Annotated in this window: 24 protein-coding genes; 21 read left to right on the top strand and 3 right to left on the bottom strand. The window is 71.6% G+C overall.

Features of this window, described 5'->3' with window-relative positions; all coding sequences use genetic code 11:
- Positions 1–127 precede the first annotated feature (127 nt).
- Positions 128–3,031 (top strand): Rne/Rng family ribonuclease, encoded by a 2,904-nt coding sequence (locus MKD51_RS10700; protein WP_240240289.1) that lies wholly within the window; start codon positions 128–130, stop codon positions 3,029–3,031.
- Between the two features lie 155 nt (positions 3,032–3,186).
- Here MKD51_RS10700 and MKD51_RS10695 read toward each other — a convergent pair whose 3' ends face one another.
- The gene (locus MKD51_RS10695) at positions 3,187–3,456 is read right to left on the bottom strand and encodes a DUF4031 domain-containing protein (protein ID WP_240240288.1); all 270 of its coding nucleotides are present in this window, start codon (positions 3,454–3,456) and stop codon (positions 3,187–3,189) included.
- Between the two features lie 176 nt (positions 3,457–3,632).
- On the opposite strand from MKD51_RS10695, the gene rplU reads away from it, so the two are divergent.
- From rplU to MKD51_RS10640, 11 genes are all read left to right on the top strand, one after another.
- Positions 3,633–3,941 carry a 50S ribosomal protein L21 gene (gene rplU / locus MKD51_RS10690; protein WP_240240287.1) on the top strand — a complete coding sequence of 103 codons (309 nt, stop codon included), beginning with the start codon at positions 3,633–3,635 and terminating at the stop codon, positions 3,939–3,941.
- Between the two features lie 13 nt (positions 3,942–3,954).
- On the top strand, positions 3,955–4,212 hold the full coding sequence (rpmA, locus tag MKD51_RS10685) for a 50S ribosomal protein L27 (protein ID WP_240240286.1): 258 nt from the start codon (positions 3,955–3,957) through the stop codon (positions 4,210–4,212).
- Positions 4,213–4,291: 79 nt separating this feature from the next.
- Entirely contained in the window at positions 4,292–5,824 is a 1,533-nt protein-coding gene (obgE, locus tag MKD51_RS10680; protein ID WP_240240285.1) for a GTPase ObgE, read from the top strand.
- A complete protein-coding gene (gene proB / locus MKD51_RS10675) occupies positions 5,821–6,615 on the top strand; it encodes a glutamate 5-kinase (protein ID WP_240240284.1) in 795 nt (264 codons plus the stop codon). The genes obgE and proB overlap by 4 nt, the downstream gene beginning before the upstream one ends.
- Positions 6,616–6,619: 4 nt before the next feature.
- Complete coding sequence (locus MKD51_RS10670; RefSeq protein WP_240240283.1) at positions 6,620–7,063, top strand: GNAT family acetyltransferase; 444 nt, start codon at positions 6,620–6,622, stop codon at positions 7,061–7,063.
- Between the two features lie 32 nt (positions 7,064–7,095).
- Positions 7,096–8,358, top strand: a complete 1,263-nt coding sequence (locus MKD51_RS10665) for a glutamate-5-semialdehyde dehydrogenase (protein WP_240240282.1) — start codon at positions 7,096–7,098, stop codon at positions 8,356–8,358.
- A 49-nt stretch (positions 8,359–8,407) separates the two neighbouring features.
- Positions 8,408–8,590, top strand: a complete 183-nt coding sequence (locus tag MKD51_RS10660; protein WP_240240281.1) for a hypothetical protein — start codon at positions 8,408–8,410, stop codon at positions 8,588–8,590.
- Between the two features lie 10 nt (positions 8,591–8,600).
- On the top strand, positions 8,601–9,197 hold the full coding sequence (gene nadD, locus MKD51_RS10655) for a nicotinate-nucleotide adenylyltransferase (RefSeq protein WP_346986710.1): 597 nt from the start codon (positions 8,601–8,603) through the stop codon (positions 9,195–9,197).
- Complete coding sequence (locus MKD51_RS10650) at positions 9,194–10,372, top strand: hypothetical protein (protein WP_240240280.1); 1,179 nt, start codon at positions 9,194–9,196, stop codon at positions 10,370–10,372. Before nadD ends, MKD51_RS10650 begins: the two co-directional genes overlap by 4 nt.
- A 16-nt stretch (positions 10,373–10,388) precedes the next feature.
- Complete coding sequence (gene rsfS, locus MKD51_RS10645; protein ID WP_240240279.1) at positions 10,389–10,772, top strand: ribosome silencing factor; 384 nt, start codon at positions 10,389–10,391, stop codon at positions 10,770–10,772.
- A 74-nt stretch (positions 10,773–10,846) separates the two neighbouring features.
- Entirely contained in the window at positions 10,847–11,521 is a 675-nt protein-coding gene (locus MKD51_RS10640; protein ID WP_240240278.1) for a hypothetical protein, read from the top strand.
- A 37-nt stretch (positions 11,522–11,558) separates the two neighbouring features.
- Here the strand turns inward: MKD51_RS10640 and MKD51_RS10635 are convergent, their stop codons facing one another.
- Both MKD51_RS10635 and MKD51_RS10630 read right to left on the bottom strand, forming a co-directional pair.
- On the bottom strand, positions 11,559–12,437 hold the full coding sequence (locus MKD51_RS10635; RefSeq protein ID WP_240240277.1) for a VOC family protein: 879 nt from the start codon (positions 12,435–12,437) through the stop codon (positions 11,559–11,561).
- A gap of 47 nt (positions 12,438–12,484) precedes the next feature.
- Positions 12,485–12,958 (bottom strand): Lrp/AsnC family transcriptional regulator, encoded by a 474-nt coding sequence (locus MKD51_RS10630; protein WP_240240276.1) that lies wholly within the window; start codon positions 12,956–12,958, stop codon positions 12,485–12,487.
- A gap of 175 nt (positions 12,959–13,133) precedes the next feature.
- Between MKD51_RS10630 and MKD51_RS10625 the strand changes: the two genes are divergently transcribed.
- From MKD51_RS10625 to MKD51_RS10585, 9 genes are all read left to right on the top strand, one after another.
- Positions 13,134–14,252 carry a thiamine pyrophosphate-dependent dehydrogenase E1 component subunit alpha gene (locus MKD51_RS10625; protein ID WP_240240275.1) on the top strand — a complete coding sequence of 373 codons (1,119 nt, stop codon included), beginning with the start codon at positions 13,134–13,136 and terminating at the stop codon, positions 14,250–14,252.
- Positions 14,249–15,280 carry an alpha-ketoacid dehydrogenase subunit beta gene (locus MKD51_RS10620; RefSeq protein WP_240240274.1) on the top strand — a complete coding sequence of 344 codons (1,032 nt, stop codon included), beginning with the start codon at positions 14,249–14,251 and terminating at the stop codon, positions 15,278–15,280. The genes MKD51_RS10625 and MKD51_RS10620 overlap by 4 nt, the downstream gene beginning before the upstream one ends.
- On the top strand, positions 15,277–15,606 hold the full coding sequence (locus tag MKD51_RS10615; protein WP_240240273.1) for a biotin/lipoyl-containing protein: 330 nt from the start codon (positions 15,277–15,279) through the stop codon (positions 15,604–15,606). The genes MKD51_RS10620 and MKD51_RS10615 overlap by 4 nt, the downstream gene beginning before the upstream one ends.
- Complete coding sequence (locus MKD51_RS16365) at positions 15,603–16,607, top strand: dihydrolipoamide acetyltransferase family protein (protein ID WP_240240272.1); 1,005 nt, start codon at positions 15,603–15,605, stop codon at positions 16,605–16,607. Before MKD51_RS10615 ends, MKD51_RS16365 begins: the two co-directional genes overlap by 4 nt.
- A gap of 20 nt (positions 16,608–16,627) precedes the next feature.
- The gene (locus MKD51_RS10605) at positions 16,628–18,295 is read left to right on the top strand and encodes a carboxyl transferase domain-containing protein (RefSeq protein WP_240240271.1); all 1,668 of its coding nucleotides are present in this window, start codon (positions 16,628–16,630) and stop codon (positions 18,293–18,295) included.
- A 5-nt stretch (positions 18,296–18,300) separates the two neighbouring features.
- The gene (locus MKD51_RS10600; protein WP_240240270.1) at positions 18,301–20,244 is read left to right on the top strand and encodes a biotin carboxylase N-terminal domain-containing protein; all 1,944 of its coding nucleotides are present in this window, start codon (positions 18,301–18,303) and stop codon (positions 20,242–20,244) included.
- Positions 20,241–20,774, top strand: a complete 534-nt coding sequence (locus MKD51_RS10595; RefSeq protein WP_240240269.1) for a MaoC family dehydratase — start codon at positions 20,241–20,243, stop codon at positions 20,772–20,774. The genes MKD51_RS10600 and MKD51_RS10595 overlap by 4 nt, the downstream gene beginning before the upstream one ends.
- A complete protein-coding gene (locus MKD51_RS10590; protein WP_240240268.1) occupies positions 20,771–21,601 on the top strand; it encodes a CoA ester lyase in 831 nt (276 codons plus the stop codon). The genes MKD51_RS10595 and MKD51_RS10590 overlap by 4 nt, the downstream gene beginning before the upstream one ends.
- Positions 21,602–21,755: 154 nt before the next feature.
- Positions 21,756–23,039, top strand: coding sequence for a YibE/F family protein (locus tag MKD51_RS10585; RefSeq protein WP_240240267.1), 1,284 nt, complete (start codon positions 21,756–21,758; stop codon positions 23,037–23,039).
- The last annotated feature ends 15 nt before the right edge of the window (positions 23,040–23,054 follow it).

The following is a 23,054-nucleotide window of genomic DNA, read 5'->3' as shown; positions in this document are numbered from 1 at the left end:
TCCGGGCAGCCTGACTGGCCGGGCCACTCCCGCAAGGGGGTGAGAGGAAGGATTCGCGCCGGGGCGCGCCCCGGATCGCGACGAGATGTCGACCGGCGGTGTCGGTCGCGACAGGAGTGCGCCAGCGATGGCTGAGAACATCACAGGACTCCCCGAAGAGGGCGACCAGCTGCAGGAGCCGTCGGAGACGACGGCAGCCGCAGCCGACCAGACCGAGACCGACCAGGCAGCGACGGAGCCGGCTGCTGCCGAGAAGCCGAAGCGCAAGCGGGTCGCGGCTCGCAAGAAGGCGACTGCAGCCGAGCCGGAGCAAGCATCGGATGCGTCGGCCGAGCAGGCGGCGGATGCGTCGGCCGAGCAGGCCGCGGATGCGTCGGCCGAGCAGGCGGCGGATGCGTCGGCCGAGCAGGCGGCGGATGCGTCGGCCGAGCAGGCCACGCGGGGCGAGGCTGAGCAGCCCGAGGCTGAGCAGCCCGAGGCTGAGCAGCCCGCGACGCCCGTCGAGCAGAGTGCGGCCGACACGGTGTCCGTCGACGCCGCGATCGTCCAGGCACCGACCGAGCAGGAGCCCGGCCACGAGCCCGGCTTCGTGAGCCCCGCGACGCCGGCCTCCGACGCCGCTGCGGCCGACGCATCCGCACCGGAGGCCGAGAGCGACCCGCTCGCCGCGGCCACCGTGCTGCCCGCGCTGCCTGCCGGCCCGTTCGGCCTGCTGTTCCACGCTCCAGACCTCGAGGCGCTGCCCGTGCTGTCGGCGGTCGAGGCCGAGGACGACGAGGACGACGACGAGGACTTCGACGACGACTCGCAGCGAGGCCGCCGCACGTCGCGCCGCAACCGCCGCTCGCGCCGACGCGAGCCCGAGGAGGACAAGCCGCTCATCACCGAGCCCCAGAAGGTCAAGGGTTCGACGCGGCTCGAGGCCAAGCGCCAGCGCCGCCGCGAGGGCCGCGATGCCGGCCGCCGCCGCACCGTGGTGACCGAGACTGAGTTCCTCGCCCGCCGCGAGTCCGTCGAGCGCCAGATGATCGTGCGCTCGAAGCACGACCGCGTGCAGCTCGCCGTGCTCGAGGACGGCGTCCTCGTCGAGCACTACGTCGCGAAGGCATCCGAGTCGAGCCTGATCGGCAACGTCTACCTCGGCCGCGTGCAGAACGTGCTGCCGAGCATGGAGGCGGCCTTCGTCGACATCGGCCGCGGCCGCAACGCCGTGCTGTACTCCGGCGAGGTCGACTGGGATGCCGCGGAGCTCGAGGGCCAGCCGCGCAAGATCGAGCTGGCGCTCAAGCCGGGCGACACGGTGCTCGTGCAGGTCACGAAGGATCCGATCGGCCACAAGGGCGCTCGCCTGACCAGCCAGATCTCGCTGCCCGGCCGCTACCTCGTGTCGGTGCCCGGCGGCTCGATGAACGGCATCTCCCGCAAGCTGCCCGACACCGAGCGGGCGCGCCTGAAGAAGATCCTGAAGCAGGTGCTGCCCGAGGGCGTCGGTGTCATCGTGCGCACCGCGGCCGAGGGTGCGACCGAGGAGCAGCTGACGAACGATGTCGAGCGCCTCACCCGCCAGTGGGAGCGCATCCAGCAGCAGCGGAAGTCGGGCAGTGCGCCGCTCCGTCTGCACGCGGAGCCCGACCTGCTCGTCAAGATCGTGCGCGACGTCTTCAACGAGGACTTCGGCAAGCTCGTCATCCAGGGCTCGGAGGCGCTCGAGACGATCCGCGAGTACCTCGAGGCCATCGCGCCCGACCTGATCGATCGCGTCGAGGCCTACGAGGGCAGCGACGACCCGTTCTCGCACTTCCGCATCTCCGAGCAGATCGACAAGGCGCTCGACCGCAAGGTGTTCCTGCCCTCCGGGGGATCGCTCGTCATCGACCGCACCGAGGCGATGACGGTCGTCGACGTCAACACCGGCCGCTTCGTCGGCGCCGGCGGCAACCTCGAGGAGACCGTCACCAAGAACAACCTCGAGGCGGCCGAGGAGGTCGTTCGCCAGCTGCGGCTGCGCGACATCGGCGGCATCATCGTGATCGACTTCATCGACATGGTGCTCGAGTCGAACCGCGACCTCGTGCAGCGCCGCCTCATCGAGTGCCTCTCGCGCGACCGCACGAAGCACCAGGTGGCGGAGGTCACGAGCCTCGGCCTCGTGCAGATGACGCGCAAGAAGCTGGGCCTCGGCCTGCTCGAGTCGTACTCGGAGCCCTGCGAGGTGTGCGCCGGTCGAGGCGTCATCGTGCACCACGAGCCGGTCTCGAAGTCGCAGCGCCAGCCCGACAACGGCGGGGGCGGCAACGGCTCCGGCCGGCGACGCGGCCGCAGCGGCAAGCAGAACGACCAGCAGCAGGACCAGCACCAGCACCAGCAGGGCGGCGGCACGCACGCGATCACCGACGACATGCGCAAGGGCCTCTCGCAGGTCGCGCTGGCGGCAAAGGGCAAGCACCCGGATGGCGAGCACGAGCAGGGCGCGCAGGATCACGTGGAGCAGGGTCACGCGGAGAAGCCCGCGGCCGAGCAGGGTCACGTGGAGCAGCCAGCGGCCGAGCAGGGTCACGTGGAGCAGCGCGAGCAGTCGGGCAGGCAGTCGCGTCGCGAGTCGAACCGCGACCGCTCGCAGCGGAACCAGGCGAAGCGCGACCAGTCGAACGGCGACCGGTCGAACGGCGACCAGAGCCGCGACGAGTCGTCCCGCGACCAGAGCCGCGAGCAGTCGAACCGTGACCGCTCGCAGCGCGACGGTGGCCAGCGCGGTCAGCGCGACGAGCGCGAGCCTCGCTCCGGCATCGTCCAGCCCTCGAAGCAGGCGGTCGAGGCCGTCGCGGCAGAGCCCGTCGTGACGATCCTCGACATCCCCGTCGAGCCCACGCACGAGCAGCCCGCGCGCACGTCGAACCAGAACGACCTCGACGGCCTGCTCGGCAGCGCCCTCGACGCCCTGGCAGCACCGGCACCCGGCACGGGCAAGGCTGCGCGCCGCTCGCGCCGCGCCTCCTCTGGCGTCATCACCGCGAAGCCCGACGAGCAGTAGCCGCGCTCGAGTGGCGCCTCCCGCGATCGAGTGGCGCCTCCTGTGATCGAGTGGCGCGAGTAGGCGCCACTCGATGCTGGGAGGCGCCACTCGATGCTGGGGGCCGCCACTCGATGCTGGGGGGCCGCCACTCGATGCTGGGAGGCGCCACTCGGTCAGTCGCGTCGGTCGCGCTCCTTGACGCGCAGGCCGCTCGCGATGAGCCTGCGCACGAGCTCCTTCGGGGGCACGCGCGTCGCGCCCATCGCCACCAGCTCGTCGATCCGCTCGGCGGGCACGTCGTAGTGGTCGTGGTCGAAGCCGCGCTGCGGCAACCCGGCTCGGCGGGCGAACGCGTGCAGCTCGTCGAGGCTCTCGTCGCTCACGAGGTGCGCCCACATGCGGTCGTGGGCAGGCCAGAGCGGGTCGTCGACGAGGATCGCCATCCGGCAAACCTACTGCGCCGACCGCGAGCGGATCCGACCGCGACGCGCGGGGCCGACGTGTTGCCCGCAGCCCCGATTGCCTGTATCGTTGTGCGCTGGCGCAAGTCGCACTATCGCGCGCGCTGCAAGCTTCGTCCCGGCCATGCCGGGAGTCGTTCCAACAGTGAGGATCCAACGTGGTGTACGCAATCGTGCGCGCCGGCGGCCGGCAGGAGAAGGTCGAGGTCGGGACCGTTCTCGTCGTCGACCGCATCGCCGGTGACGACAACGGCAACGTCGAGCTGGCCCCCGTGCTGCTCGTCGACGGCGACAAGGTGACGGCAGACGTTGCTGCGCTCGCCAAGGTCAAGGTGACGGCCGAGGTCGTGACCGACCTGCGCGGCCCCAAGATCCGCATCCAGCACTACCGCAACAAGACCGGCTACAAGCGCCGCATGGGCCACCGCTCAGAGCTCACGCGCCTGAAGATCACCGGCATCAAGTAAGGGACTGGCAGAGATGGCACATAAGAAGGGCGCATCGTCCACCCGCAACGGCCGTGACTCGAACGCGCAGTACCTCGGCGTCAAGCGCTTCGGCGGCCAGGTCGTCAAGGCCGGCGAGATCCTCGTCCGCCAGCGCGGCACGCACTTCCACCCCGGCGCAGGCGTCGGCCGCGGTGGCGACGACACGCTGTTCGCCCTCGAGGCCGGCTCGGTCGAGTTCGGTGCCAAGGGCGGCCGCAAGGTCGTCAACATCGTCGCTGCAGCCGAATAGGCCCACGCGCGAGACTGACGTTCTGATGGACGGGGCGGGCTTCGGCTCGCCCCGTTCTCGCATCTAGAGGAGACACACCATGGCGACCTTCGTCGATCAGGTCACGCTGCATCTGCGCGCCGGCCACGGCGGTCACGGCTGTGTCTCCGTGCGCCGCGAGAAGTTCAAGCCGCTCGGCGGCCCGGACGGGGGGAACGGCGGCGACGGCGGCGACATCGTGCTCGTCGCAGACCCGCAGATCACGACGCTGCTCGGCTATCACCGGTCGCCGCACCGCGCGAGCGAGCACGGCCAGCCCGGCATGGGCGACCTCCGCGCGGGCACGACCGGCGCCGACCTGGAGCTGCCCGTGCCGATCGGCACGGTGGTGCGGGATGCGACGGGCGAGCAGATCGCGGACCTCACGCAGGCGGGCATGCGCATCCTGGTCGCCGAGGGCGGCCAGGGCGGCCTCGGCAACGCAGCGCTGGCGAACAACAAGCGCAAGGCACCCGGCTTCGCGCTGCTCGGCACGCTCGGCCGCGAGGGCGACGTCACGCTCGAGCTGAAGACCGTCGCCGACGTCGCGCTGGTGGGCTTCCCGAGCGCGGGCAAGTCGAGCCTGGTCGCGGCGATGTCGGCCGCGCGGCCGAAGATCGCCGACTACCCGTTCACGACCCTGCACCCCAACCTGGGCGTCGTCGAGTCGGGGCAGACGCGCTACACGATCGCGGATGTGCCGGGCCTCATCGAGGGCGCGAGCGAGGGCAAGGGCCTCGGCCTGGAGTTCCTGCGCCACGTCGAGCGCTGCTCGGCGCTGCTGCACGTGATCGACTGCGCGACGCTCGACCCCGGCCGCGACCCGATCAGCGACCTGCAGGTCATCCTGCGAGAGCTCGAGGCCTACCCGGTGCCGGAAGGCCAGCTGCCGCTCCTCGAGCGTCAGCAGCTCGTCGCGCTCAACAAGATCGACGTGCCTGAGGCGGCTGAGCTCGCCGCGTTCGTGCGGGAGGAGATCGAGGCGATGGGCTTCCGCGTCTTCGAGATCTCGACGGTCGCGCACAAGGGGCTGCGCGAGCTCTCGTTCGCGCTCGCCGAGCTCGTCGAGGCCGACCGCGCGGCGAAGGCCGCCGAGCCCGTGGCGGAGCGCATCGTGCTGCGACCCCGCGCGATCGACAAGGCTGACTTCACGGTCAAGGTGGAGGGCTCGCACGCGGGTCCCGTCTACCGCATCCTGGGTGCCAAGCCCGAGCGCTGGGTGGAGCAGACCGACTTCCGCAACGACGAGGCCGTCGGCTACCTCGCCGACCGGCTCGCGAAGCTCGGCACCGAGGCTGCGCTGCTCAAGGCTGGCGCGCTCTCGGGTGCGACCGTCGTGATCGGCCCGGGCGCAGGCATCGTCTTCGACTGGGAGCCGACCATCGCATCCGCGGCGGAGCTGGTCGGCAACCGCGGCACCGACCCGCGCCTCGACCAGGTCGACCGCCGCACGACGCAGGAGCGGCGCGAGGAGTACCACCGCCGCATGGACGCCAAGCAGGTTGCCCGCGACGGGCTCGCCGAGGAGCGCGAGGCGGGCATCTGGAACGACGACGAGGGGTTCGAGGTGCAGCGCTGGGACGACGAGGCATGACGAGCCTCGACCGCAGCGCGGCCGAGCTGATCGTCGTCAAGGTCGGATCGTCGTCGATCTCGGGCGAGCGCCGCGCACAGATCGAGCCGCTCGTCGACGGGCTCGCGAGCCTGCATCGTCACAGCAGGGTCGTGCTGGTGTCCTCGGGCGCCATCTCGACCGGCATGCCCTTCCTCGGCCTCGACGAGCGCCCCGTCGACCTGCCCATGCAGCAGGCCGCGGCCGCCGTCGGCCAGAACGTGCTCATGAACCGCTACCAGCGCAGCCTCTCCCGCCACGAGGTGACGGCCGCGCAGATCCTCCTCACCGCATCCGACATGGACATGGACTCGCACCGGGTCAATGCGCGCAATGCGCTGCGGCGGCTGCTCGAGCTGCGGATGCTGCCGATCATCAACGAGAACGACACCGTCGCGACCCACGAGATCCGGTTCGGCGACAACGACCGGCTCGCGGCGCTCGTCGCACGGCTCATGGGCGCCGACAGGCTGATCCTGCTCTCGGACATCGCTGCGCTGCGCACGGCGCCGCCCGACGAGGCCGGCTCCGAGCCCATCAGCACGGTGCCATACGGCGACCCTCTGGAGGGCGTGCGGCTGGGCGCGAGCGGCTCGCACATCGGCTCCGGCGGCGCGATGACGAAGGTGGATGCGGCGCGGCTCGCCGCCGACGCGGGCGTGCGCGTGACGGTCACGGCGACGCCGCTGCTCGAGCGGCTGGTGGCGGGGGAGCGCCTCGGCACCGAGTTCGAGCCGAACCCGCAGCCCGTGCGCGAGCCAGACGAGGGTTGAGCCCATGACGCCGGTCGAAGCGCTGGGCCACGGCGACGCGGGAGCGGCGATCGCGCTGTGGCACGCGACGGGGCTCACGCGGCCCTGGAACGTGCCGGAGACCGACTTCGCGCGCGCCGTCGACGGCGCGACATCGGCGGTGCTCGGCATCCGCGACGGCGACGCGCTCGTCGCCACCGCCATGGTCGGCCACGACGGCCACCGCGGCTGGGTCTACTACCTGGCCGTCGATCCCGCGCGGCAGCGGCAGGGTCTCGGGGCTGCGCTCATGCGGGCGGCAGAGGCCTGGATCGTCGCAGCCGGCGGCGTGAAGCTGCAGCTGATGGTGCGGGCCGGCAACGACGGCGTGCTCGACTTCTACCGTGCCCTGGGCTACGACGACCAGGGCGTGACCGTGCTCGGACGGCGGCTCGACCCACCCCTCGGCCCTGGGGGCGGACAGGCGTGACCGCGGCATCCGTCGCCTCCTAGGATCGAGGCATGGCTGCTGATGGCACGACCGACGACTTCGAGGCGCTCCTGAGCGCATCCCAGCGCGCCTCGCGCGCGCTCGGCGTCGCGCCGGCCGAGCAGCGGCATGCCGCGATCACCGCCATCGCCGAGTCGATCGAGGCGGCGAGCGCGTCGATCCTCGCGGCCAACGCCGAGGACCTCGCACGTGGTCGCGAGAGCGGCCTGGACGCCGGTCTGCTCGACCGCCTGCTGCTCGACGACACCCGCATCGCCGGCCTCGCCGACGCCGCCCGCCAGCTGGCCTCGCTGCCCGACCCGATCGGTGAGGTGCTGCGCCAGCGCACGCTGCCGAACGGCATCGACCTCACCCAGGTGCGCGTGCCCTTCGGCGTCATCGGCGTGATCTACGAGGCACGGCCCAACGTCACGGTCGACCTCGCCTGCATCGCGCTCGGCTCCGGCAACGCCGTCGTGCTGCGCGGCGGCTCGGCGGCCGAGCGCACGAACGCGGTGCTCGTCGCCACCATGCAGGGCGCCATCGAGGCGCAGGGGCTGCCGCGCGAGTCGGTGCAGACCATCGACCGCTTCGGTCGCGACGGCGCAGGCCGGCTCATGCAGGCGCGCGGCCTCGTCGACCTGCTGGTGCCGCGGGGGAGCGCAGCGCTCATCGAGCGGGTCGTCACCGAGTCGACGGTGCCCGTGATCGAGACGGGCGCCGGCATCGTGCACGCCTTCGTCGACCGCGCCGCCGATCTGCCGATGGCCCTCGAGATCGTGCTCAACGCCAAGACCCAGCGCACCAGCGTCTGCAATGCGCTCGAGACGGTGCTCGTGCACCGCGACATCGCCGCGACCGCCGTGCCCGTGCTCGCGGGCGCGCTGCAGGAGGCGGGCGTCACGATCCACGCGGACGGCGCGCTGCCCGGCGTCGACGGCGTGCAGCCACTGGGGGAGGGCGGCTGGGCAACCGAGCACCTCTCGATGGATGTCGCGATCGGCGTCGTCGACGACCTCGACGCGGCGATCGAGCACGTCAACCGCTTCGGCACGCATCACACCGACACGATCCTGACGAGCGACGCGGATGCGGCGGCCAGGTTCCTGGCGGAGGTCGACTCCGCCGTGGTCATGCACAACGCATCCACCCGGTTCACCGACGGCGGCGAGTTCGGCTTCGGCGCGGAGGTCGGGATCTCGACGCAGAAGGCGCACGCGCGCGGGCCCATGGGCCTGCCGGAGCTGACGAGCACGAAGTGGCTCGTGCGCGGCACCGGTCAGGTGCGGCCCTGAACGGAGATCGGCACTTGCCGCGCTAGGCTTGCTCTGATCGGAGGCACCCATGAACCTGCTTGTGCTCGCGACCGCCGCTGAGGCCGAATCGGCCGGCGCCGAAGTCGCACCCTTCATCGCTGCGGGCATCACCGCCGCGGTCTTCCTCATCTCCGCCATCGTGCTGCGCTCCTTCCGCGACGTCGCCAACCGCCGCGCAGACGCGCAGGCACCCGCTGCCGATCGCCACTGACACCAGCGCCGTGCCCGAGCGCCGGCGCCGCCTCGGCATCATGGGCGGCACCTTCGACCCGATCCACCACGGGCACCTCGTGGCAGCGAGCGAGGTCGCGCAGCACTTCGAGCTCGACGAGGTCGTCTTCGTGCCGACGGGCGAGCCGTATCAGAAGCGCGACGTCTCGCTGAGCGAGGACCGCTACCTGATGACGGTGGTCGCGACGGCGTCGAACCCCCGCTTCAAGGTCAGCCGCGTCGACGTCGACCGCGACGGCCCGACCTACACGATCGACACCCTGCGCGACCTGCGGGCGCTGCATCCGGACGCCGACCTCTTCTTCATCACGGGTGCGGATGCGTTCGCCTCGATCGTGGAGTGGAAGGACCTGGAGGAGCTCTGGCAGCTCGCCCACTTCGTCGCTGTCACTCGCCCGGGGCACCAGCTCGAGATGTCGGGTTATCCGAAAGAGCGCGTCTCGCTCCTGGAGATCCCCGCGCTTGCGATATCCTCGACCGATTGCCGTGCGCGTGTCCGCGCCGGATATCCCGTCTGGTACCTGGTGCCCGACGGGGTGGTTCAATACATCAGCAAGCACGACCTCTACCGGAGACAGACAGCATGACCGACGCGAACGAAGAGCGCCCGCTCACGCGGCGCGAGCTTCGCGCGCGCGAACGCGCCGAGGAGCTGGCCACCACGGGCGGCGTGCCGCCCGTCCCGGGCGATGACGAGCAGCGCGCATCCGTCGAGGAGCCTGCGCACCTCGGCCGTCACTCGACGCCCAGCGTTCCCGCAGCGGCGCACGAGGCTGAGTCCGAGCAGCAGGCCGAGCCTGTCGACGCCGAGCCTGTCGACGCCGAGCCCGTCAAGCCGCTCGGCCGATTCTTCGGCCGCAAGAAGGGCAAGGGCGCACAGGAGAAGGAGCCGGAGGCGCAGGATGCTGCCCCGGCCACCGCCGAGCCGGCCGAGACGGTCGCCATCCAGCAGGTCGACCCCGGCGCCGCCGAGGGCGTCGACGCGCTCGAGGCAGAGCTCGCCGAGCCCGAGGCTCCCAGCGCTCCCGCGCCCGCAGACGCATCCGTTCCCGCACCCTCGTCTGCCCGCCGCTCGAGCGCGCAGATCGACGACGTGCAGGGCCTCGACACCGTCAGCGACGCCGAGGTCGACGATCTCGAGATCGACGAGGTCGTCGTCCAGCAGCCTCGGGTCTCCTCGCGTCGCATCGCAGAGGTGACGCCCGCAGAGCTCGAGGATCGCCGCCAGGCACTGGAGGACGCCGACGACACGGTCGTCGCCGGCCCGAGCCGCGGCCAGTCGCAGCGTCTGCCCGTCATCGTCAACGTCGTGCCCGACACCTCGGAGCACCACATCGCCGACCTGCGAGAGCAGGGCGTCGCCGGCAGCGGCGGCACCTCGACCTCGTCGATCACGGCGAACGCGCTCGTGCTGCCCGCAGGCAGCGAGAGCCCCGACTTCACGCTCGAGGGCGATGACGGCCTGCTCGTCACCGGCTCGATCGACGTGCCGGAGGGCTTCGCCTCGTCCGGCCGCGGCCGTGCCGCCATCGACGGCAACGACGTCGACTCCGATGTCGCCGAGGGCGAGGTGACGAGCCCGGAGACGGCGCCCGTGCGCGCCTCGAAGGCGGTCTCGTCGTATGCAAATGCTCGCGTGCAGATCGCGCCGAAGAAGCAGCGCCCCAACGTCTGGCCCGTGGCCATCGGCGTCGGTGCGGGTGGTTTCGCGGTGGCGGTTGCAGGCTTCCTGGCTCTCGCACTCTCGCAGGGCTGGCTCTGATCTCTGGGGGTGCGCGATGAGCGCGGACGACAAGGCGATCGCGCTCGCGCGCGCTGCAGCACGTGCTGCCGACAAGGCGCTGGCGGTGGATCTGGTGGGGCTCGACGTCTCTGGCCAGCTGCCGCTGACCGACGTGTTCCTGATCGCGACGGGGCGCAACGAGCGCCAGGTGAGCGCCATCGCGCGCGAGGTCGAGGATGCGCTGCTGCCCGCGGGTGCGAAGCCCGTGCGTCGCGAGGGCCGCGCCGACGGCCGCTGGGTGCTGCTCGACTTCTCCGACATCGTGGTGCACGTCTTCCACGAGGAGGAGCGCACCTACTACCAGCTCGAGCGGCTGTGGCGCGATGCGCCGGTCATCGACCTGCAGGTGCCGGAGGCCCCGGCGGCCGACGCGGAGTAGGCCCGCGCGCAGCAGCGCATCATCGACTTCTGCATGGACGGAGCACGTTGCGCAGTAGATCTCGGATCGGCTTGATGTCGGCGCTCGCCGTCGGAACGGTGACGACGATCACGGGCTGTGGCGCGATCGCTGCGCCGATCGGCGACGCCCTCTACCGCGACGGCGAGCAGCGCTACGTCTCCTCAGCGACGACCATGCACTCGGTGATCATGGCGATCCACGAGGGCGACTGGATCGTCGATCAGGGGTCGTACGGGGCATCCCCGATCCCCTGTCGGATCGACGGCGCGCTCTCCGGGTATGCGTTCTCTTGGGCTCGTGTGCTCGAGCCGGAGGTGCTCGATGTCGAGGGAGCCGTCGCCGCCGCGACCGCCGCGTTCGAGGATGCAGGCATGACCGCGCAGACCGCGACCTATGGCGAGGGCGACCGGCAGGAGGTCAACGTCATCGGCGAGGGCGGCGACGTCGGCCGTGGCGTGGTGACCATCCGTCCGGCAGGGCACAGCATCCGGGCGTCGGCAGCCACCGCATGCTTCCCCGGCGACGCGTCGGCGCTCTCAGACATGGTCTTCGGCGGTGAGGTCTACGAGGGCGCGTCGTTGCGACTTCCCGCAGTGGAAGGAGTCGACTGGCAGCCCCGGTTCTACTTCCCTGAGGACACCAGCCCGGTGTACTTCACAGAGGATGGCACGCCGATCGATCCACCGCCGAGCGTGACCGAGCTTCCCGTCGCGCCGTACGCAGACTGAGCGCTCCGACGGAGGGCTGCGTACGGCGCGCTCTCGGCTACGCCGTCGGCAGCAGCGTGATGCGGTTCGCCCAGGGGTCGTCGAATCGGATGCCGCGACCGTCATCGGCGACCTCGACCCCGCGCGCCATGAGCCGCTCGCGTGCCGCGCCCAGCGCATCCGCGTCCGGAACCCTGATCTCGATGCGGCCGAGGCCGAGCGTGTCGGCCCGGCGGCTCGCGCCGCGCGAGTTCCAGACGTTCATCGCCATGTGGTGGTGGTAGCCGCCGGCGCTGACGAACAGCGCAGTGTCGCCCAGCGCCGCGGTCTCGGCGAAGCCCAGCGCGTCGACGTAGAAGGCTCGGGCGCTCGGCACGTCGCCCACCTGCAGGTGCACGTGGCCGACCTTCGCGCCGGCAGGGGCGAGCGAGGCGGGGCCGCCGAAGGCACCGCGGTCGAGGTGCTCGTTCACGAAGCGGTTCGGGTCGATGAACTCGGTGGTCATGTGGATGCGCCCGCCCACCCAGCTCCACTGGTCGCGCGGCCGGTCGACGTAGAGCTCGACGCCGTTGCCGTCGGGGTCGGCGAAGTAGAACGCCTCGGAGACGTGGTGGTCGCCGGTGCCGGCGAACTGGATGTTCGGGATCTGCGTCATGCGCACGACCGCGGCGGCGAGCGCTGCGTGGGTCGGGTAGAGGATCGCGGTGTGGAACAGGCCGGCATCTGCCGGGTTCGGTCCGCGGAGGTCTGGCGCCTCCTCGAGCACGAGGATGACGCGGCCTCCGACGCCGAGCTCGACGACGCCCGGGCGCTCGGCGATGTGCTCGAGGCCCACGCCGGCGGTGTACCAGTGATCCAGTCGCGCGAGCTTCGCGGTCTTGAGCAGCACCGGGCCCATGTCGGTCGCGTCGGGCAGCAGGTCGATCGTCGTGTTCATGGTGTCCTCCGCTGAATGGAACGCACGGATGTTCTTTTGATTCCGAACTATTTGCGCCCGAGATCGCGCTCGAGCACCGGCGCGAGCCGGAAGGGGATGAGCTCGCCCATCGACAGCCACGTCTCGGTGCGCTCGACCCCCTCGCAGGCGAGCACGAGCTTGTTGACGCGATAGAGATCCTCGGCGTCGCGGCAGACGATCCGCACCAGCACGTCGGCCTGGCCGGAGAGCCCGAACGCCTGCACGACCTCCGGGATCTGCCGCAGCTGCTCGACCACCGAGTCGATCTTCGGCTGATCGACGTGCGTCGCCATGAAGACCGTCAGCGGGTAGCCCAGCGCCGCGGCGTGGAACCTGCGGTCGAAGCCCTGCAGCGCATCCGAGGCCTCGAGCGCCGCGACGCGGCTCTGCACCGTGTTGCGGGCGAGGCCGAGCTGCTCGGCGATCGCGGCGTTGGTGATGCGGGGATGCTTCGTGAGCTCGAGCAGGATCCTGCGGTCTGTGTCATCGACGGTGCGCATGATGCGCAATCTAGCGCAGGGTCGACCTCGACGGAATGCGCGCCCCGCGCAGCAACCGTGTCGCTGATTGCGCGAAGTGCGTTCCGGGGATAGCGTCGGAGGACAGATCTGCGGACAACCAGTCCATCGGATCCGACCGGCACCCACAAGGTGCTTCGAACGAGGAGGTTCGATCGTGTCGATCACCGTGCCAGCCCCCGATCCCGCGCTCGCCGTCGGCCTGGATGTCCCGCTGACCGTGCTCGACCTCGACGGCACCCGGCTGCCGAACGAGCTCCTCGATCCGCACCTGACCGACATCGACGAGTCGGCGCTCACGAACCTCTACGTCGACATGGTGCGCGTGCGCCGCCTCGACACCGAGGCCTTCGCCCTGACCCGCCAGGGGCACCTGGTGCTGTGGCCGCCGCTGCTGGGCCAGGAGGCCGCGCAGGTCGGCCCCGCCCGCGCCCTCGGCGAGCAGGACTGGGTCTTCGGCTCCTACCGCGAGCACGGCTTCGCCCTGCTGCGAGGCGCCGACATGAGCGAGTTCGCCCGCATCTGGAAGGCCTACGCCCACAGCGGCTGGGACCCGCAGGAGATCCGCATGGCGCCATCGCAGATCATCATCGGCGCGCAGACGCTGCACGGCGTCGGCTACGCCATGGCCGCCAAGATGGATGGCTCCGACGATGTGGCGCTGACCACCTTCGGCGACGGCGCCACGAGCGAGGGCGACGTGAGCGAGGCGCTGGTGTGGGCATCCACCTTCCAGGCGCCCGTCGTCTTCCTCTGCCAGAACAACCAGTACGCCATCTCCGAGCCCGTGGCCCTGCAGTCGGGCGTGCCGCTCGCGCTGCGCCCGACCGGCTTCGGCATCCCCTCGATGCGCGTCGACGGCAACGACGTGCTCGCCATGCACGCGGCCGCCCGCATCGCCTTCGACCGCGCGCGCAGCGGCGGCGGCCCCACGTTCATCGAGGCCGTCACCTACCGGCGCGGCCCGCACACCACCACCGACGACCCCAAGCGCTACCGCGACCGGGCAGAGGAGGAGGCGTGGATCGCGAAGGACCCGCTCGACCGCGTCGAGCGGGCGCTCGAGCGCATGGGCGCCAACATGGAGGCCGTGCGCGCCGAGGCGAAGATCCGCGCCGACCAGCTCGCCAAGGAGTTCCGTGCTGCGTGCGAGCACGCAGAGCCGCCCCTCGCCGACGCGATCTTCGACCAGGTCTACGCACAGCCCACCAGGCGTCTGGAGCGCCAGCGCCTCGAGCACCAGGCGTTCGTGAACAGCATCGAGGCCACGGCATGACCGAGACGCTCACCCTGGCGAAGGCCATCAACGCAGCGCTCGCCGACTCGCTCTCCGGCGACGACCGCGTGCTCCTGATGGGCGAGGACATCGGCAAGCTCGGCGGCGTCTTCCGCGTCACCGACGGCCTGCAGGACACCTTCGGCCCGCAGCGCGTGATCGATGCGCCGCTGGCGGAGTCGGCGATCATCGGCACGGCGATCGGCATGAGCTACCGCGGCTTCCGCGTGGTGGCCGAGATCCAGTTCGACGGCTTCATCTACCCCGCGTTCGACCAGATCGTCGCGCAGGTGGCGAAGCTGCGCTACCGCTCGCAGGGCCGCGTGACGATGCCGCTGACCATCCGCGTGCCGTTCGGCGGCGCGATCGGCTCGGTCGAGCACCACTCCGAGTCGCCCGAGTCGTACTTCGCGCACACGGCGGGTCTGCGTGTCGTCACCGCGTCGACGCCGCAGGAGGCGTACTCCACGCTGCGCGCAGCGATCCAGAGCGACGACCCGGTGCTGTTCTTCGAGCCGAAGAGCAAGTACTACACGAAGGGGGAGGTCGACCGCACGATCGTGCGCGACCTCGAGACCGCCAACATCGTCGCGAGCGGCCGCGACGTGACGATCGCCGCCTACGGCCCGACGGTCGAGACCGCGCTGCGCGCCGCGATCGCAGCGGCCGACGAGGGCATCGAGATCGAGGTCATCGACCTGCGCTCCATCTCGCCGCTCGACGTCGACACCGTGGTCGAGTCGGTGCGTCGCACCGGCCGCCTGATCGTCGCGCACGAGGCACCGAACGAGTCGTCGGTCTCCAGCGAGCTCGTCGCCTCGGTCGCCGAGCGCGCCTTCCAGCACCTCGAGGCAGCGCCCGAGCGCGTCACCGGCTACGACACGCCCTACCCGCCCTCGGCCGTCGAGCACGACTATCTGCCGAGCATCGACCGGCTGCTCGACGCCGTCGACCGCACCCTCGGCCGACGCAACTCGCGCACCGGCCTCGACTACTCGTCCGTCACGACCGTGGGAGCCGCACGATGAAGACCTTCCTGCTGCCCGACCTGGGCGAGGGCCTCACCGACAGCGAGATCGTCGCCTGGCGCGTCGCCGAGGGCGACACGGTCGAGCTCAACCAGCCGCTCGCCGACATCGAGACGGCGAAGGCCATCGTCGAGCTGCCGAGCCCTACGAGGGCACGATCGCCAAGCTGTACGCCGGCGAGGGCGAGACCGTCGACGTCGGCGCGCCGCTCATCGACTTCGACCTGGGCGATGGCGAGGCTGCACCGGCACAGGATGCCGCCGGTCCGGTCGCCCATGAGGCTCCGGATGCTGCCGGTCCGGTCGGCGACGAGCCCGGCATCGTGAGCGCTCCCGTCTCCGCACCCGAGACGAACCTCACCGCACAGGCGGAGGCGGCAGCGGCTGCCGACGACAAGCCGGAGAAGGTCTCGGTGCTCGTCGGCCACATCACCGTGCACGGCGGCAAGCCGACGCGCGCGAAGCGCAGCTGGGATGCCGAGCCCTTCGAGCGCGTCGAGCTGCGCGGCCCGAATCGCGCCATGCCTCCCGTGCGCAAGCTCGCCAAGGAGCGCGGCATCGACCTGCAGTCGGTGCGCCCGAGCGGCGCCGACGGCCTCGTCACGCGCGCCGACCTCGAGACGGCCGGCACCCCATCCGCAGCCCCGCAGGCAGCACCGGCGTCGACGCGCGAGAAGGTGACCGGGCTGCGCAAGCACACGGCCGCCGCGATGTCGCAGTCGGCGCTCACCGTGCCGCACGCGGCGACGTTCCATCAGGTCGACGTGACCGAGACGCTCGCGCTCGCCAAGAGCAGCGACGCCTCGTTCCTGGCGCTCGCCAGCCGGGCGATCCTGCTCGCGGCGAAGCGCTGGCCAGACGTGACCTCCTCCTTCCACGCCGACACCAACGAGCTCGAGCGCTTCGCGCACGTCAACCTCGGCATCGCCGTCTCGACCGATCGCGGCCTGGTGGTCGCCTCGGTCGACGAGGCGGAGGGCATGGGAGCCGTCGAGCTCACCGAGCAGATCAAGGATCGCGCCGTGCGCGCCCGCGAGAGCACGCTGTCGATGGCAGAGCTCACCTCGTCGAACATCACGATCTCGAACGTCGGCGTCTTCGGCGTCGACGGCGGCATCCCGATCCTCAACCCGGGGGAGTCGGCGATCATCGCGCTCGGCGCGATCCGGAAGCTGCCGTGGAATCATCGGGGCGAGATCGTGCTGCGCGACGTCTGCACCGTGACGATCTCGTTCGACCACCGCGTGCTCGACGGGCGCGAGGCTGCCGGCTTCCTGGCCGACATCGCCGCCGTGCTCGAGCGGCCTGCCCTGGCGCTGGCGCGCTAGGGATCTGGCACGGTAGGAGCATGCACGCCCTGACGACCCACGTCGACCCTGCCTCGGATGCGGCGACAGCCAATCGCACCGCCATGGAGGCGCTCGTCGGCCAGCTGCGCGAGCGGCTCGACCGCGTGGCGCTCGGCGGCCCCGAGAAGAGCCGCGAGCGGCACGTCGCGCGCGGCAAGCTGCTGGCGCGCGACCGCATCGACGCGCTGCTCGATGCCGGCAGCCCGTTCCTGGAGATCGCGCCGCTGGCAGCCTGGGGCGTCTACGGCACGCCGCAGGATGGCGATGCGGGGGATGCGCCCTCCGCGGGCGTCGTCGCCGGCATCGGGCTGGTGCACGGCCGGTTCGTGATGGTGATCGCCAACGATGCGACGGTCAAGGGCGGCACCTACTATCCGCTGACCGTCAAGAAGCACCTGCGCGCGCAGCAGATCGCGCGCGAGAACCGGCTGCCGTGCATCGCGCTGGTCGACTCGGGTGGCGCCTTCCTGCCGATGCAGGATGAGGTCTTCCCCGACCGCGAGCACTTCGGCCGCATCTTCTTCAACCAGGCGCAGCTCTCGGCGCTCGGCATCCCGCAGCTCGCCGCCGTGATGGGCTCGTCGACCGCCGGAGGCGCCTACGTGCCGGCGATGAGCGACGAGACGGTGATCGTGCGCGACCAGGGCACGATCTTCCTCGGCGGCCCGCCGCTCGTGAAGGCCGCCACCGGCGAGATCATCGACGCGGAGTCGCTCGGCGGCGGCGTGCTGCACGCCGAGGTCTCGGGCGTCGTCGACCACCTCGCCGACGACGACGCGCACGCGCTCGAGATCGTGCGCGACATGGTGGCGTCGCTGCCCGAGGATCGCGCGATGCCCGCCGGCACACGGCCGACCGCCGCAGCCACCTTCGGCTGGTCGGGCCATGGCCCGAGTCGCGCGCCCGCCGTCGACCCCGCCACGCTCTACGGGGCGATCCCGCCCGATCTGCAGACGCCCTACGACGCGCACGAGATCATCGCCCGCATCGTCGACCGCAGCGAGTTCCACGAGTTCAAGGCCGGCTACGGCGAGACGCTCGTCACCGGCTTCGCCGAGCTGCACGGCCACACCGTCGGCATCATCGCCAACAACGGCGTGCTCTTCAGCGAGTCGGCCATGAAGGGCGCGCACTTCATCGAGCTGTGCGACCAGCGCGGCGTGCCGCTCATCTTCCTGCAGAACATCACCGGCTTCATGGTCGGCTCGGAGGCCGAGCGCGGCGGCATCGCCAAGCACGGCGCCAAGATGGTCACCGCCGTCGCCACCACGCGCGTGCCGAAGCTCACCGTCGTCGTCGGCGGCTCGTTCGGCGCCGGCACCTACTCCATGTGCGGCCGCGCCTACGACCCCCGCTTCCTGTGGCTGTGGCCCAACGCGCGCGTGAGCGTGATGGGCGGGCCCCAGGCCGCATCCGTGCTCTCCACCGTCAAGCGCGAGCAGCTCGAGGCGGCCGGCGAGGAGTGGTCGGCGGATGCGCAGGACGAGTTCGAGCGCCCGGTGCGCGAGCAGTACGAGCGGCAGGGCAACCCGTACTACGCCTCGGCCAGGCTGTGGGACGACGGCGTCATCGACCCGGCAGACACCCGCCGCGTGCTCGGCATGGCGCTCGACGTCGTGACCGCCGTGCCGCTGCCAGAGCCGCGCTTCGGCGTCTTCAGGATGTGATCGGGATGCCCGAGAAGTTCACGAAGGTCATGGTCGCCAACCGCGGCGAGATCGCCATCCGCATCGCGCGCACCCTGCGCGAGCAGGGCATCCGCTCGGTGGCGGTGCGCGCCGAGGACGACCCCTCGCCGCACCCGGGCCATTTCGACGAGGTGGTCTCGCTCGGCGCTGGCCCGCTGCGCGACACCTACCTCTCGATCGAGCGGATCATCGCCGCGGCGGTCGACACGGGCGCGCAGGCGATCCACCCGGGCTACGGCTTCCTGTCGGAGAACGCGGCGTTCGCGCAGGCGTGCGCGGATGCGGGGGTCGTCTTCATCGGACCGCCCGCCTCGGCGATCGAGACGATGGGCGACAAGATCCGGGCGCGGCACGCCGTCGAGTCGCGCGGCGTCGCGACGGTGCCGGGCATCGCGGAGCCGGGGCTGGACGACGCGGCGCTCATCGCGGGCGCCGAGCGGGTGGGGTTCCCCGTGCTCATCAAGCCCGCGGCCGGCGGCGGTGGCAAGGGCATGTACCGGGTCGACGAGGCTGCCGGGCTGCCGCACGCGCTCGCCGCCGCCCGCCGCGAGGCCGCCTCGTCGTTCGGCGACGACACGCTCTTCATCGAGCGCTTCGTCACCCGCCCCCGCCACATCGAGGTGCAGGTGCTGGCCGACACGCACGGGAACGTCATCCACCTGGGCGAGCGCGAGTGCTCGCTGCAGCGCCGCCACCAGAAGGTCATCGAGGAGGCGCCCAGCGCGCTGCTCACCGAGGCGCAGCGCGCCGCGATCGGTGCGGCCGCAGTGGAGACGGCCCGCTCGGTCGGCTACGTGGGCGCGGGCACGGTGGAGTTCATCGTCGACGCCGGCAGGCCCGACGAGCCCTTCTTCATGGAGATGAACACCCGCCTGCAGGTCGAGCACCCGGTGACCGAGATGGTCACGGGCATCGACCTCGTCGAGCAGCAGTTGCGCATCGCGGCGGGGGAGCCGCTCACCATCGCGCAGGACGACGTGACGCTCACCGGCCACGCGATCGAGGCGCGCATCTATGCAGAGGATCCGGCGGCGGGCTTCCTGCCCACCGGCGGCACGGTGCTCGACCTGCAGTGGGCCTGGGACGGCACGCGCATCGACGCCGGCGTCGAGCACGGCACGGTCGTGGGCTCGAGCTACGACCCCATGATCGCGAAGGTGATCGTGCACGAGCCGACCCGCGGCGAGGCGATCGAGCGGCTGCGGCAGGCGCTCGCCGAGTCGTCGATCTTCGGCGTCATCACGAACCGCGGCTTCCTGCGGGCGCTGCTCGACGAGCCGAGCGTGCGCGCGGGCGACCTCGACACCGGCTTCATCGATCGTGAGGGCGAGCGCATCGCCGACGCGCGCGTGCCGAGCGAGGTGTTCGCGGCAGCTGCGGTGTCGGCGCAGCCGGTCCCGATGCACATCGGGGCCTGGGACCCCGACGGCTGGCGCATCGGCGGCGCGGTCGGCCGGCGCACCGCGCTGCGCGACGGCGAGGGCATCGCGAGCGTGCAGATCCTCGGCGGGCGCGCGACCGTGACGCGCGCCGACGGCACCGTCGACGAGCTCGACACGCCCAGCGCTCCGTGGGACAGACAGATGGGAGACGGCGCTCTGCAGGCCCAGCAGTCAGCGGAGGGCACCTGGGTGCGCACCCCCGATGGTGACTTCCTCGTCGAGGCGCCGCCGCGCATCCGTCGTGGTCGTGGCCCCGTGCAGCCGACCCTGGCATCCCCGATGCCCGGCACCGTCGTGGCGACGCACGTCGCCGACGGCGACACGGTCGCGGAGGGGCAGGCGGTCATCAGCGTCGAAGCCATGAAGATGGAGCATGTGCTGCGCGCACCCGTCGCCGGCACCGTGCACCTGGCAGCCGCGAGCGGCGAGCAGGTCACGCGCGGGCAGGAGCTTGCGACCGTCACGCCACAGGAGGAGCAGGGATGACCGAGGACAACCAGGTGGCAGACAGCACCGAGGACGGAACCGTGGACACCACCGTGCGCCGCATCACCCAGCGCGGCCTCTACTTCGACGAGCTCGAGGAGGGCGTGGTCTACGAGCACCGGCCCGGCCGCACGATGACCGAGACCGACAACGTGCTGTTCACGACGCTGACGATGAACACGCAGCCGCTGCACCTCGATCACCACTGGAGCGCGTCGAGCGAGTTCGGCGAGCCGCTCATCAACTCGATGCATACGCTCGCGACCATGGTCGGCCTGTCGGTCGGGCAGCTGACGCAGGGCACGATCGTCGCGAACCTCGGCTTCAGCGAGGTCGCCTTCCCCGCGCCCGTGCGGCACGGCGACACGATCTACTGCGAGACGCGCGTGACCGGCAGGCGCGCATCGAAGTCGCGCCCCGGCCAGGGCATCGCGACCTTCGAGCATCTCGCCCGCAACCAGCACGGCGAGGTCGTCGCGAAGGCCGTGCGCCAGGTGCTGCTGCAGCAGAGCCCGGAGTCGGCGGCATGAGCCGTCGCTTCACGATGGGCCCGGCGCTGCTGTTCTGCCCGGGCGATCGGCCCGACCGGTTCCAGAAGGCGGCCGACCGGGCGGATGCGGTGATCCTCGATCTGGAGGACGCCGTCGGGGCCGACTCCAAGGATGCGGCGCGCGCGGCGGTCGTGGCCGCTGCGCTCGACCCGCGGCGCACCATCGTGCGGGTGCAGGCGCGCGGAGCCGCTGGCTTCCGCGATGACCTGGAGGCGGTCGCGGCGAGCCCGTTCCGCACCGTGATGCTGGCGAAGGCGGAGTCGCCGGATGAGGTCGACGCGGTCGCCGAGGCCGTGCAGGGTGTGCGCGTGGTGGCGCTGATCGAGACGGCGCGAGGGGTGCTCGCCGCCGAGGCGATCGCCGACCACAGCGCCGTCGTCGGGCTCATGTGGGGCGCAGAGGATCTGGTGGCGTCGATGGGCGGCACCTCGAGCCGCACGGACGCGGGCGAGTATCGCGACGTCGCCCGGCATGCGCGCAGTCGTGTGCTGCTGGCCGCGAGCGCCTTCGGCAAGACGGCGATCGACGCGATCCGCACCGACATTGCCGACCTCGACGGCGCCCATGCGGAGGCGCTCGACGCGGCCGCGAGCGGCTTCGGAGCGAAGGCGGCCATCCACCCGAGTCACGTCGAGCCCTACCGCCGCGCCTTCGCGCCGACGGCCGAGCAGGTCGATGAGGCCCAGCGCATCCTCGCCGCCGCCGAGGTGACGCCGGGTGTCTTCTCCTTCGAGGGGCGGATGGTCGACGAGCCGATCCTGCGGCACGCGCGGAGCGTCGTGGCGAGGTCGCAGGCGGCGGAGTAGCGCTGCGCGGCCGCCCGTCGGCCGTCGAGGTCTGCCGGGCCGGAGCCCCGCTGCCCGGCGCGCCCGCGCGACGACCCTGACTGGACACCGTGCGTTGATAGCCTGCAGGCGCACGAGCCGGGGGAGAGGTGCTGTGGGGCGACATCGTTCTGGCGTGGATGGCGCCCGGCACCAGCGGCGCGAGGAGCGGCGTCGCGCCCGTGACGGGTTCGGGCTGGATGAGGAGCTCGGCTCCGGCGTGATCGCGCCGACGCTCGCGCGCGACAGCCGGAGCGCGAGCGGCCACAGCCACGGCCACGGCGAGGGGCTCGTCGTCGGCGTCCGCCCGCGACTCGTCCTCTGGCTGGTGCTCGCTCCGATGCTGCTCGCCACCCTCATCGGGCTCGTCGCGCTCTGGCCGAGCTCCGCAGACCTGCCGGATCGCATGCCCTACTTCGGGGCCGGTGCGGGCTCGACGCAGGCCACCGCATCCGCCGTCCCCGACGCCGAGACGACGCTCGTCGCCGCGCGGCTCGATGACGGAACCGCGATCGAGGTGGTCGTGCCGCCCGAGGCGATGGGTGAGATCGGCCCCGGCGACCGGCTGCGGGTGTTCGACGTGCCGGAGGCCGCGGGCTACGGCAGCAGCTACATCTTCATCGACTTCGCCCGCGAGGTGCCGCTGGCGCTGCTGGCGCTCGTCTTCGTGGGCGTGGTGGTCGCGGTGGCGCGGTGGCGCGGCCTCGCCGCGATCGTCGGGCTCGCGGGCGCCTTCGTGGCGATCGGCGGCTTCACGCTGCCAGCGCTGCTGAGCGGCCAGCCCGCCCTCCCCGTCGCGCTCGTGAGCGCATCCGTCGTCATGTGCATCGTGCTCTACGTGGCGCACGGCTTCAGCACGCGCACCACCACCGCGCTGCTGGGCACGCTCATCGGGCTGGTGCTGACGGGCGCGATCGCGTGGGTCGCGACCTCGACGACGCGCATCATGGGCACGAGCTCTGAGGAGTCGCTCATCCTCTTCCAGCAGGTCGGGCTCGATCTGTCGGATGTGTTCCTGTGCGGTCTCGTGCTGGCCGGCATGGGCGTGCTCAACGACGTCACCATCACGCAGGCATCAGCCGTCTGGGAGCTGCGCGAGGCGGCGCCCGGCGCGACCCGTCGCGACCTCTTCGGCCGCGCCATGCGCATCGGCCGCGACCACATCGCCTCGACCGTCTACACGATCGCGTTCGCCTACGTGGGCGCTGCGCTGCCGATGCTGATGGTGCTGTGGATGATGGACGGCCCGACGGATGTGCTGCTCACGACCGGCGAGGTCGTCGAGGAGATCGTGCGCACGCTGGTCGGCTCGATCGGGCTGGTGCTGGCGATCCCGCTGACGACGGCGATCGCGGCGCTGATCGTGCCAGGGCCCGCGCGTGCGCCGGAGACTGAGGACCGGGTGGCGCAGGCGGCCTGAGCGGGCGGCTCGACG

This window comes from Agrococcus sp. ARC_14, assembly GCF_022436485.1.
Taxonomy (GTDB): Bacteria; Actinomycetota; Actinomycetes; order Actinomycetales; family Microbacteriaceae; genus Agrococcus.
The sequence above is the reverse complement of the archived record's forward strand: the minus strand, read 5'-3'. Positions and strand labels throughout refer to the sequence as shown.